This window comes from Actinomycetospora lutea (genome assembly GCF_028737205.1).
Taxonomy (GTDB): domain Bacteria; phylum Actinomycetota; class Actinomycetes; order Mycobacteriales; family Pseudonocardiaceae; genus Actinomycetospora; species Actinomycetospora lutea.
In genome coordinates this window covers 1-11,854 of the sequence record NZ_JAQZAL010000057.1, presented here as the reverse complement: position 1 = coordinate 11,854, position 11,854 = coordinate 1, and the positions used below count along the sequence as shown (strand labels likewise).

Here is an 11,854-nt window from a genome sequence, read left to right as displayed (position 1 = left end):
CACGGCCAGCATGCTCGCCGACATCACGCTCAAGATTCAGGAGACACGCCCTAGACCGGCCAGCGGGCGCGCTGCGGCGCCTTCGGCGCCGCGCGCGCGGCGCATGACTCCTGTCTCCGACCCGTCCGCGCCGCGCGCCGCCTCAGAACTTCTTGCTGGCCTGCCTGGGTGGTCGGTGGTGCCTCCGGCGGCCCCTCCGGGGAGGGCCTCGCTCCCGGGGGCGGTGGGGCGGCACCCCTCGTCCCCGATCACGTCGCCGCCTCAGGGGTCGCCGAGAACGCCGGCCGCGGACGGTGGGTAGCCGCCGGCTACGTGCAGCCGACCCGCAAGACGATCGGCGGGCAATACCGCTGGGACCTCGACGACCTCGAGGAGCAGCTACGAGCAGCCGAGGCCAAGGGCGACGAGGGCCCGCCGTTCGCGGCCGAGTTTGCGGACAGGCCGAAGCACCCGGAGGAGCCGAACTAGAACGACGAACGGCCCGGCCCCACGACTTCGGGACCGGGCCGCCGTTGCGGGACGTGGAACCTACTCCACGACCGCGCTCTTCCACTCATCGGCGTTATACACCGCGACCACGTTGGACGCGTTTCCGATCTGGACGTAGAGCACGCTGTTCACGACCCGGATGTTGTTCGCGGCCCCGTGCTCGATAGGCTCGTCCGAGTTGCGTGTCCTCACCTTCACCATCGGCCAGCCGCTACGGGAAGAGCCCGACACTCCGGGCCCGGCGAAAGGGCAGAGTCGATCAGCCTTCCGGGTCCTCGACCCCGTTCGCGCCGCATCTTCGCGACGATCTCCTCCGCTGTGGGCGGCGCCGGCTGACCGAACGTGTCCTCCACCGCGGGCTGGGCGAGGGCGGTCGGCCACACCTCGCGCAGCACTGCCTCGGAGCAACTGAGCGGGGGAATTCGTTGGGTCGGCCGCGAGCGGTTCGGGAGCATCCGTACCAACTTCGCAAACACGGCAAACACGAACCGCGCGGAGCACGAACTGTCAGGTGAGCGGCCCGGGCCCCGGGGGGATGGGGCCGGGCCGCTCACCTACGACTCTACGTCGTATCTGAGTCCTCGAGCCCGTTCGCGCGCAACGTCGCGACGATCTCCTCGACGGTGGGCGGCGCGCCGACCACACGTGAACGCGTCTTCGACCGGAAGCAATGCGCTCGATCCGGCCTCAGCACTCGTCGCTGACTCCGCCACCTTCTGCAATCACGGTGCAGCTGTCCGACCTAGCGGATGCGGTGTTGTCATCGCCGAAGCCCGCCAGGGCAGTGCTGTCGTCGCCGCTGGCATTCGCGGTGTTGTTGTCGCCGAAAGTGGCTTGAGCGCTGCTGCCGTCTCCGCTGGCAGTAGCGGTGTTGCCAGCACCGAGGCCAGTGACAGCGCTGCTGTCGTCTCCACTAGCGGCAATCACCCAATTCCGCGCGGTCGCCGACGCCCGAACGTGGCTATTCGGCGCACAGAGCCCTCGCACGCTCAACGCCCGCCGCAACCTTGGGGCGGCTCTAGCACGCGCCGGCCACAACCATGAGGCCGTAGAGCTACTGACCGACGTCTGCGCGACTTACCGGTCCGTTCTCGGGGCCGATCACCCTTACACCGCCACTGCCACCGCGACGCTCCAACAGGCCCAGAAAGCCAAATGATGTCGGGCGGGGGTGGGGCGCTGGCCCGCGCTCCAGCGGCTGCCCCGACCACGACCGTCGCGTCCCGCAGCGCCCACCGGCCATCACACCGGTCGTGGGGATGCGACAATCCTGGGGGTTATCGGCTCGCCAAGGTGAGAAACGCCGAGCTCGCTCCATAGCTTATGGACAGGTCGCGAGCGGGTGGCTGCTGAGAAGCGCGAACTTGTCTGCGTGGCGGCATCAGGCTTAGAACGCGCTTTGCACAGTCGAAGAGTGCCCTGAAAGGCACGAATCGGCCACTTAACACAATCAGATGGGCCCTAACTGCCCTGCGAGTCCAAGGACGAAGAAGAGCGCACCTAACGCTAGAACGATAGCGTGCGGGAAAGCAACGTGCGGAAACAGGAATGGACGCCTTCCAGGATTGTCATTAACGTCGTCCCACGGCGTCGGCACTCGCGGGTCCCCTTTCGACGCACCTCCCTTAACTCGCGTCCATCCGGTATGCCAACTCCAGTCGATGAGCGGCGCCGATACGGGCCCGCGGTCGGTTTTCCCGCGATAGAGGTCAAAAGCCGCTACCTCGATATCCCCCATGCGCGGGTAGTAGCGCATCTGGTGCAGTTTCACAGAGCCTTCGATTACCCAGAACGACAGTGCGCTCGCGGCTGCAACAAGAAACAAGCCATAATGATTCTGCTGAAAGCCGAGGGCGAGTGTGGCTAAACTGAATGTGACGCCCCAGCCCTTGATGGTCAGCAGCCTCTGGTCGAAGCTAGTGACGATGTCGGTCAGCTTATAGTATTCCTCCTTCAGGTCATCGTGAAGGTGCTCGGTCGACTGAGAGCGGGCCGTTGCGCCATTGGAGGGCCGAAGCTCATTCTCGGTCCGATGTTCGCTCATGGCCGCCCCCAAAAGATCCCCCTGCCGTCATCTCGTACCGAAGATGGCAGCAGTGGGCGTTGTGATGGCAAGCAGATTCGCTCTGATGGCGTAGCCCCAGCTCCTCGGCGCCCGATGGAGGACTTGGGCGTTAGCGGCCCCTGACCGACAACTCCCCCCGAGCCCGGCGATTCGTGCCAATCCGCCTCCCCCGGTCGCTGTCGCGCCGCGTGCACGCGACTGCTTCGGGCGGGCGCGGCACGGCCCTCGGCCGCCGACCGATCCATCATTCGACTCCGCGACCGGAGAGCTCTCTGGTTCCTGAACGACAGCGAGTAGCGAGTTGCTTGCAGGCTGTGTCGGCGGTGCCAAAATTCTAGCCAGACCACCTAGAGCCCCCCGAAGTCGGTTTAGCGATCTGTCTCGCGCCCCGAACGGCTCTTTACAGGAGATGCGCGATGCGGGCGGCACATCGCGACTGGCTGCAATCAGGCGAGCGGGCTGGTCCGCAAGTTGTAGCTGCCCTTTTGGGTCGTTCACCTTTGCCACCCTTTCGGAAGCTTGCCCCGGATGGGTCGATCTCGCACCATTCCTTACAACCGAAAGCGTTCGCGGAGGGCGTACACCTCCGCCCACGGCCAGTGACCGCCGCGATTGTGACAGCTAACGAGAACGTACGTTGAACCGCTCGAACAACGGCCCTCGAAGATATCGAGCAGAGGCGGTGCGACAGGGTGGCAGTTGACAATGAAAAGCGCTTAGCTCACGTTGGCCCGCGCGATCCCGTTATTGGTTTTCCGCTGTGGTACGAGGACGCCGCGGGGACCCGGGTCGCGCTGGGGCTCAGCCGCGGTGAAGATCCGAACCTCCTGCCTATCGAGGACGTCGACCCGGGCCCATTGGCGATCCCGGGCAACTTCCCGCACGAGGCGTTCTACTGGTCGGCTGAGGCGGAGATGCCGGTCGGGGGCAACGGAGTGCGAGGCCGGGCACGCCTGATCCTGGCCCTCGAAGCCGCCTTCGGCGGCGCCGGCGATCCCGCCGACGACGCGCGTGTGGTGTTTGCTCGGGTTCGGGTGCGGATGGACGACCTCATCCCGTCCGCGAAGTACATCGTGACCCACCCGTACGGGGTCACCGACGAGCTGGAGGCCGACGAGGACGGCCGGGTGGCGTGGACTGACGACCGCGGCATCGCCGACGAGAACTTTGCTGCCGTCGTGCGCGACGGGCGCGTAGCACCGTTCCTGCGCTGGGGCGCCGACGCCCCGGACGGTTACGTCGGCAACCCCCTCGTCGAGCACACGGTCACCGGCAGCCCGTTCGACACCAACTTCTTTCGCGTCGCCGGCCCGAGGATCGCGGTCGTTCCCGGGCAGCCGCCGCCAGCCGACCCGGATGTCGCGCAGACCGACCTGTTCTCGGTTCAGGGCAAGATCGCCACCGTGCACGGGGTCGAGGTCGACCGTGCCGTCTACCACCGGAACGGCGGCCACACCACGGTCGACGTGTTCGCCACGACCGCGCCCGACCAGGAGCTCGAGGTCGCCAGCCCGCGGACGGCGTTCACTACGAGCGACCGCTCTTACACCACTCGGTTCGAGGCACCGGACGGCCCGCCCGCGGAGATCGAGGTCCACAACGTCGAGGACACGCCGACAACCAGGGTGCCCGCCACGGTCACCGACGAAGTCGCGGTGACCCGGGCCGAGTTCGACATCGCGGCTGGCATGCTCACGGTGCAGGCGGTGTCGTCGGACGATCAGGGGCCGGCCCTAGAGGTGCACCGCCTCTCGGGGGTGCGGCCCCAGCTCATCGGGCCGATCTCCGACTCGCCCTTCGACCTCGCCGCCGCGCCGGCCACGATCGTGGTGACCTCCGCCGGTGGCGGTCAGATCACACGCGCGGTGACGCTGACCGGAGCGCCGCGGCCGCCGGAGACCGGCGGCGTGGCTGATGCCGGGCCGGACGTGCGCGTCGACGTCGGGCAGGACGTCGAGCTCGACGGCACCACGTCCCGGGGCGACGTCGCCTCCTTCGCCTGGACGGTCGACGGCGGGACCCTCGTCGACCCGAGCGCCCCGAAGCCGGTCTACTCCGCGCCGGCCGCGCCCGGGAACCACACGGCCACACTCACCGTGCGCGACGCCGCCGGCGACGAGTCCTCCGACGCGGCCGCCATCACAGTGACACCACCTCCCGCTCCGGAGCAGGTGTCGATCACCCGGTCAGAGTTCCGGACCGCCAGCAGACAGCTCCGCGTGGAGGGCACGGTGACCGGCGGCCGCCTGCCGATCGAGATCAGGGTGACCGTCGGGCTGGCCGCAATGGGCAGCTCGCCTGTCGACGCCGTCGGCGACTGGTCGGTGCGGACCACATTGGCCGCCGCCGATGAGCGCCCGGCCCCAACCGTCGGCGACACGGCTACCGCGACCACCGCGGGGGGCGCGCAGGCGTCGCTCTCGATCCGCATCCGCAACTAGCCGGAACGAGGAGTCGCCATGTCCTACACGCTCAACGGCTCGTTCATCGAAGCCTGCGACTGCTACATCGTGTGCCCCTGCTGGGTCGACGAGGAAGCCGACGACGGGCACTGCACCGGGCTGGTGGCGTGGACACTCGGCCCGGGCTCGGAGATCGACGGGACCCAGGTGCACGACCGCAAGGTCGTCAGCGTCACCGCGCACGGCTCCCGCCGGCGCGGCGGGACCAGCAGCACAGTGGTGTTCGTCGACCACGACGCCACCCCGAAACAGGCTCGGCTGCTTGCTGCCGCGTTCGCCGGCGGACTCGAGGGCCCGCTCGGGGAGCTGGCCGAGGTCACCGGCCGGGTGGTGCTGACCGGGCAGGCCGCCATCGACATCAAGCCCGAGGACGGCCACGCGTGGGCGGTCACGGTGCGCCTGCCCCCTGACCACCCTGTCGCCGACGCCATCGACGTCGCGGGCACCCCGAAGATTTTCTCTGACAACGGGAGCCTGCCCATGTCGCTGCGGAACACCGCGCTGTCGAGGGAGTTCGGTGTGCCGTCGACCACTCCGGACGTCACCAGCTTGCGCAGCGAGCACCTGACGGTCGCCGTGGGCGCGCTGCCCGGCGGGTTCGTCGACGTCGTCGGGCGCTCGGGGATGACCGGCAAGTTCTCCTACACCCACCTCACCGACCAAGCCGATGTCGGTGACGCTGAACGGCGCGACCGCGAATGACCTCGACCACGGGCACCACCGACCGGCGCTTGGCCGGCGTGGCCGGCCAGCTCGTCCCGGTCGTCGTCGTGGGCCTAGCGGCGACAGCCTGGCTGGTCTTGCTCTGGCCGTCGGCCGGGTCTGCAGGCGGCCACCATCACGGCGCGGGCGATGCCGGGCTCGGGGCGGTCACCGGCTGGTCGCTGATGGTGGTGGCGATGATGCTGCCGCCGGCGATTCCGTTGCTGCAGACGGTCCGCCGGCTTGTGACCCGCCGACGGCGCCCGGCGGCGCTCGTCGCCGTGGGTGCCACAGCGTTCGTCGCGGTGTGGCTGCTCGCGGGCCTGGGCTTCCTGCTCGGCGACCTGCTGCTCGGGCTGGCCGTCCAGCAGGCTCCGACGCTGCGGGCGCACCCGGAGGTCCCGGCCGGTCTGGCCGCCGTCGGCGCCGGGCTCTATCAGTTCACCCCGGCCAAGCGGGCCTGCCTGACGGCGTGCCGTAGCCCCCGCGGCATCGCCCTGGCCGCGTGGCGCGGCGCCCGCCCGGCGGCGGCTGAGGTGGCTGTGATCGGCTGGCGCTTTGGGCTGGTCTGCGTCGGCTGTTGCTGGGCCCTGATGCTGCTCACCTTCACCGTGGGGGTGGGGGCATTGCCGGTGATGGTCGTGGTCAGCGCCGTGATGCTGGCCGAACGGCTGCTGCCGCGCACCCGCGCGTTCGTCACCGCTGTCGCCCTGGGCTGCGTCGCCCTGGGCGTGCTGATTCTCGTCGGCGCCGTCCCCCCGGGCCTGGTCCGGTAATCCCCACCTGTGGTCTGCGCCGTGGTCAGCGCGGCGCGCTCCGCAGGACGCGTGAGGCAGGAGAATCACATGGCACCCAATCCGGCCTACCACGTCGTGGCGATGTCGATGCCGATCGTCTACACGCGCGAGGGCGACCACGACCCGAACGGTCTGTTGTTCACGCTCAAGGCCCACGAGCCGCTGCTGAAGTGGGCCCGCAATCGATGGAACGACGACGGGGAGTTCCTGCCGCGGCTGCACGAGCGGGCTCAGCGGATCCAGCTCGTGGTGGACAACCTCGAGCTGCTGAACCTGATGGTGCCGCGGCTGCGCGCCGGCAGCGACGCGGACCGCGAGCTGCTGGCCGAGCTGCTGCGGCGCGAGCACGTCGGCGACGTTCCCGACCCCGCGTCCGACCCTGATGACCAGGACGATGACGACGACGGTGGGTGGGCGAGGCGCTCCGCGCACGAACGCGCCGTGCGGCAGAACGTGCTGCGGGTCGTCGACGACCTGCGTTTCGCGCTCGACCAGCTCGCGGGTGCCGAAGTAGGAGGCGGTGTGCCGGAGCCGGACGCGCCGCGTCTGGTGAGCCTGACCGACCTCGAGCGGGCGGCGCTGCTGGCGCAGTGGCGGGTGCAGCGCGACCAGGCCGAGGCCGCGATCGAGGCCTGGCTGGTGGCGCTGAACTCCGACCCGGCGCGCATGCTCGATCCCGTAACACTGCAGCAGCAGTCCGGGCTCTCGGCGGATCGAATTCGGCGGTTGCTGCTCAACGACCACGCCACCCCGTGGGACGGGACCGGGGCGCGCCCCTACGACCGCTTCAATCCGCTGCGTCCGATCCCGCTGGTGCGCCCGCTGGTGCTGCGAGCACGGGTCGGCGAGCCGATCAGGGTGCGGGTGGAGAACCAGATCCGCGGTCGGCGCCTCGGCTTCCACGTGCAGGGGGCCGGGCTCGGCGGGCCGCAGACCACCCAATCCGGGGTCCGCTCGGGGGACGGCGCGCACATCGGGCTCAACAACGACAGCACTATTGCCTTCAATGCCAGCCGCATCTTCCGGTTCGACGTGCCCTACGAGGGCGTCTGGCCGATCAACGACCTGGCCGACGTCCGCGGCATCCAGGTCGGCAGCAACGTGCACGGCCTGTTCGGCGCCCTGGTCGTCGAGCCACGCGACACGAGCTGGCGCGACCCGGAGACCGGCGAGGACCTCACATTCCAGCCGTGGGGCGACGGCCTGTACGTCGACGTGCTGCCGCCCACCGAGACCGACCACACCCACGACACGTTCGTCGACTTCTACTCCGATGACGTCGAACGCAGCTTCCGCGAGTACGCCGTGTTCATGCACGACGAACCCGAGATCGCCAGCGGGCTACACACCCAGGGTGAGCACAGCTTCATGCCGCTGTCCTACCGGGCCGAGCCGATGCCGAACCGGCTGCCGCACCAGATGCGCCGGCTCGCCGAGCTCACCCCGCAGCACCCACCCGCCGGGCAGACCGCGATCGACCGCACCGCCGTGGCCCGGCGCCTCGGCGAAGAGTTCGACGAGCAATTCTTCATCGGTCGCCGCCCGGACGGCACCTTCGTCGAGCGGGTAGCGGGCGAGGAGCAGCACCACAGCTCCTGGCTGTTCGGTGAGCCGGAGACCCCGGTGCTCCGCGCTTACAAGGGCGACCCGGCGCGGATTCGGCTGGTGCACGGCGGGGTCAAGGAGACCCACGTGTTCCACCTGCACGTCCACCAGTGGCGCGCGGTGCCCCAGGACACCGCGGAACCCTCGGTGTGGGGGCTCGACGAGAACGGCGAGCTGAAGCACAAGGGCTCGCAGCTGCTCGACTCGATCACCATCGGTCCGCAGACGGGGTTCGACATCGACCCGCTCTACGGTTCGGGCAGCCGCCAGCACGCGGTCGGCGACATCATCTGGCACTGCCACCTCTATCCCCACTTCCACCACGGCATGTGGGGACTGTGGCGCAGCTTCGACCGCCACGTCGACGGCAGCCGGGCCTACCCGGACGGCACGCCCTGCTTCCCGCTGGTGGAGCTGCCCGGGCGGCCGCCCAAACCGGTGGAACCAGGCAAGCCGGGGTTTCCCTGGTTCATCGACGGCGTGTACCCGCAGAAGTCCCCACCCCCGCCGGCGCTGCGACCGGAGCATGTCGGCGGCCGACGGCGGCTGCTGGAGATGGGCCTGCACACCCAGCTCGAACTCGACGCTTTCGACCCCGCCGTCGTGGCCGACCCGCAGCCCGGAGTCCTGTTCGTCGACCTGGACGGGTTGGGCCGACGCGCCAACGAGAAGGTCGGGCTGGCCGCGCCGCACCGCGTGATCCACTACGACGTCGAGGTGCTGGCCGCCGACGCCAAGTACAACCGACAGGGCTGGCACGACCCGACGGGCCACTACTACCGGCTGCTACGGGTGCAGGTCCGGGACGTCGACGACACAGGTGCGGTAGTCGCCGAGCACCCGGAACTGATCGTCGACCATCGGCCGGACGAGGCTCCGGTCCCGTTCTTCCCGCGGGCCAACCACGGTGACCTTGTCGAGCTCACGCTCTACAACTCGCTCGGCTCGTTCCCCGCCGACCGCTTCGACCTCGGCCAACTCCCGGCCGAATGCGCCCTGCACGTCCACCTGGTCAAGTTCGACCCGCTGGCCGCCGACGGGTCCTCGACCGGCTGGAACTACCTCTCCGGCGCCAGCTCCCCCGAAGCCGTCGGCCCGAACGCGCCCGGCCAGCCACCCCGCAACACCAGCCTGCACCGTTGGGTGGTCGACGAAGAGTTCGGGCCGTGCTTCTTCCACGACCACCTGCTGGCCAACTACCGCCAGAAGCACGGCTTGTTCGCCGCGCTGATCGCCGAGCCGCCCAGATCGCAGTGGCACACCGCGGATCAGGAGGACACCGCGTGGGACGGTGCCGAGGCGGTCGTGGTGCCACCCACGAACACCGGAGTTTCGCCGTTCCGCGACTTCTGTCTCGCGGTCGGCGACTTCGTCCCGCTGCTGGACCAGGGCGGGCGCCCGCTCAACCCGCCCGGCGAGCTGGGCGGGTTCGACGACCCCGGCTCGATGGCCGTCAACTATCGAAGTGCCCCCCTGACCTTCCGCGGCCCGGACCCGTCGACCTGGTTCACCACACAGCACGACTCACCGCCCGAGGACCAGAATGTGGGTCCGGAGCCCGAGGTCGAGGGCGAGGTCGAGGTCGAGGTCGAGGGGCCGGTGGCGGGCGCGCTTCCGGACACTCCGACGATCCGCAGTTACCCCGGAGAGCGGCTGCGGATCCGGCTGATTCAGGGCTCGCACGAGGAGCAGCACAGCTTCGTGATGCACGGCATGCGCTGGCCCCGGGAGTGGCACAACCCCCGATCGGTGTTGATCAACCAACAGACGTTGGGGATCTCGGAGGTCTTCACACTCGACGTCGACCCGGCCGCGCGGTCCCCATACGGGCTGGGCGACCACCTGTGGCGGTTCAACAACATCGACGACACCTGGCTGGGCTGCTGGGGGCTGTGGCGGGTGGCGCTGCCCGGCGGGGATCCGGCGTTCCCGCCGCTACCTGCACTAGTCGCGCCGGAGATGCCGGTGCCGCTGCGCGCCGTCGACGACCGGCCGCCGGCCAACGATCCGGCGGTGCGCACCTTCGTGGTGGTGGCCCGCCGGACCGAGCACCGCTACGCGGAGAACCTGCTCACCGATCCATGGGGCCTGATCTACCACCACGCTGCCTACGACCAGGCCGAGCACGACCTCGCCCGGGACACCGGCGAGTGGCGGCCCACATCCGTTCAGGAGACGGGCGAGCCGCTGGTCCTGCGAGCCCGGCGCGGCGAGTGGGTGCGTCTGTTCCTCGTCAACGAGGTGCGCCGTCCCGATGACGAGGAGGACCCGAACCTGCCGCGGTTCGGGGTCGAACCGTCGCCGCCCGTGCTGCCACTCGAGCACGTCGACGACCTCGGCCGGCCCGACCGCCGAACCGTCGCCCGTCGGGTGTCGCTGCACCCCAGCCTGCTGCGCTACGACGTGGTATCCGACGACGGGGCCTACGTCGGGGTCAACCGCGACGGAACCGTCGCCCCGCTGGCGGACGACGAGGAGAACGGGAGCCACGACGAACACGGCGGCGATGTCGTCGACCGCGATGGGCACGCGCTCGGCCACCTCCGAACCAACTGGATCGAATACTGGTGGTACGCCGACGAAGCGCTGGCGCCAGCCGCCGCGGCCGACGGGCCCGGCCAGGTGTGCCTGCTCGAGGACCTGGCCGACGTGCGCAACCACCGCCACCACGGTCTGTTCGGGGCGCTAGTCGTCGAGCCGCCCGACCTCACCCCGTTCCGTCCAGGCAGCCGCACGGCCGAGGCCTGGTGGGGAACGAGCGCCGACCTCTGCGACGCCGATGGGGACCTGGTGGCCTACGAGGGCGTGCTGTTCGTGCAGGACGGGCTTCGGTTGTTCGTCAACGGTCATCCCGACCAACCGATGCCGGACGTGGTCCCCGGGGACGACCCGGAGGACAGCGGCCAGAAAGGCTTCAGCTATCGAGCGGTGCCGATCCACCGCGGCCGCCCCCCATTGGGCGCCAACCCGGGCACCCCGATCCTGTCCACCCGCGCCGGCGACCAGGTGTGGCTGCGCCTCGTGGGCGCCGGCGACAAGCCTCGCAACCACTCGCTAACCGTCCACGGCGTCGCGTGGCAGCCTGCTCCGTGGGTGCCCGGAGGGTGGCGAATCGGGGCCGCGTCCGGGGTGAGCAACGGCTGGGCCGAGACCGTCGTCGTCAATAACCTGCAGCGGGGCGACCACGCGATACGCAGCGGAGCCTTCCGCTGGGGAACCGAGCAAGGCATCTGGGCGCTACTGCGCGGCCTGTGAATTTGGCCTCCAAGGTCTTCCAGCCCGCCGCGGTTGGTCGACCCGCACCTGGTGCAGCGAATGTTCGTGGCCACCCCAGCTCCTACCCGCTCATACCCGGCCCCAGAGCCCAAGAAGGAAGCGGGACTAGACCTGTTGGAGTCGTCATGCGGCTCTAACACCCACAACAGTGGTCGTTTCGAGTAGCTCGCTCACATGCTTGAGGATGTGGAGATGACCGCCTACTGACTGCCATCGCCCGTCGTGCGCGTTCGTTCAAGGAGATGGAATGGAAGCACTGAAGGTAGCCGCAGCCGTCTTAGCCGTAACGATTTCCCTAGCTTCGTTCCTCTTCGCGTTCTTGGCAGATCGCCGCTCAAGGAAGGCCGAGCAGATCAAGAACTTGCTCGGCGAGCGGGAGTCTGTTGCCTTCGCCGGGCTTAAGCGGCTCTTCCGGAAATGGAGTGCAGCTGAGGGTGTGACCGGGCCGGGAGCTGGGG

At 69.3% G+C, this 11,854-nt stretch carries 9 protein-coding genes; 7 read left to right on the top strand and 2 right to left on the bottom strand.

Going from position 1 to position 11,854, the window contains the following annotated elements; translation table 11 throughout:
• The first annotated feature begins 168 nt into the window (after positions 1-168).
• The gene (locus PHK61_RS31110) at positions 169-468 is read left to right on the top strand and encodes a hypothetical protein (protein WP_274284917.1); all 300 of its coding nucleotides are present in this window, start codon (positions 169-171) and stop codon (positions 466-468) included.
• Between the two features lie 60 nt (positions 469-528).
• On the opposite strand, the gene PHK61_RS31105 is transcribed toward PHK61_RS31110, so the two are convergent.
• Positions 529-690, bottom strand: a complete 162-nt coding sequence (locus PHK61_RS31105; protein ID WP_274284916.1) for a hypothetical protein — start codon at positions 688-690, stop codon at positions 529-531.
• Between the two features lie 667 nt (positions 691-1,357).
• Here PHK61_RS31105 and PHK61_RS32205 point away from each other — a divergent pair.
• The gene (locus PHK61_RS32205; protein ID WP_420791470.1) at positions 1,358-1,648 is read left to right on the top strand and encodes a tetratricopeptide repeat protein; all 291 of its coding nucleotides are present in this window, start codon (positions 1,358-1,360) and stop codon (positions 1,646-1,648) included.
• Between the two features lie 291 nt (positions 1,649-1,939).
• Here PHK61_RS32205 and PHK61_RS31100 read toward each other — a convergent pair whose 3' ends face one another.
• A complete protein-coding gene (locus PHK61_RS31100; RefSeq protein ID WP_274284915.1) occupies positions 1,940-2,533 on the bottom strand; it encodes a hypothetical protein in 594 nt (197 codons plus the stop codon).
• A gap of 713 nt (positions 2,534-3,246) precedes the next feature.
• Between PHK61_RS31100 and PHK61_RS31095 the strand changes: the two genes are divergently transcribed.
• The 5 genes from PHK61_RS31095 to PHK61_RS31075 form a co-directional block, all read left to right on the top strand.
• Entirely contained in the window at positions 3,247-4,995 is a 1,749-nt protein-coding gene (locus PHK61_RS31095; RefSeq protein WP_274284914.1) for a PKD domain-containing protein, read from the top strand.
• Positions 4,996-5,013: 18 nt separating this feature from the next.
• Positions 5,014-5,718 carry a DUF1326 domain-containing protein gene (locus PHK61_RS31090; protein ID WP_274284913.1) on the top strand — a complete coding sequence of 235 codons (705 nt, stop codon included), beginning with the start codon at positions 5,014-5,016 and terminating at the stop codon, positions 5,716-5,718.
• Entirely contained in the window at positions 5,715-6,494 is a 780-nt protein-coding gene (locus PHK61_RS31085) for a DUF2182 domain-containing protein (RefSeq protein ID WP_274284912.1), read from the top strand. Before PHK61_RS31090 ends, PHK61_RS31085 begins: the two co-directional genes overlap by 4 nt.
• 69 nt (positions 6,495-6,563) lie before the next feature.
• Positions 6,564-11,375, top strand: a complete 4,812-nt coding sequence (locus tag PHK61_RS31080; RefSeq protein WP_274284911.1) for a multicopper oxidase domain-containing protein — start codon at positions 6,564-6,566, stop codon at positions 11,373-11,375.
• Between the two features lie 268 nt (positions 11,376-11,643).
• Positions 11,644-11,854: hypothetical protein (locus PHK61_RS31075; protein WP_274284910.1), on the top strand; the 211-nt coding region annotated here is incomplete at its 3' end.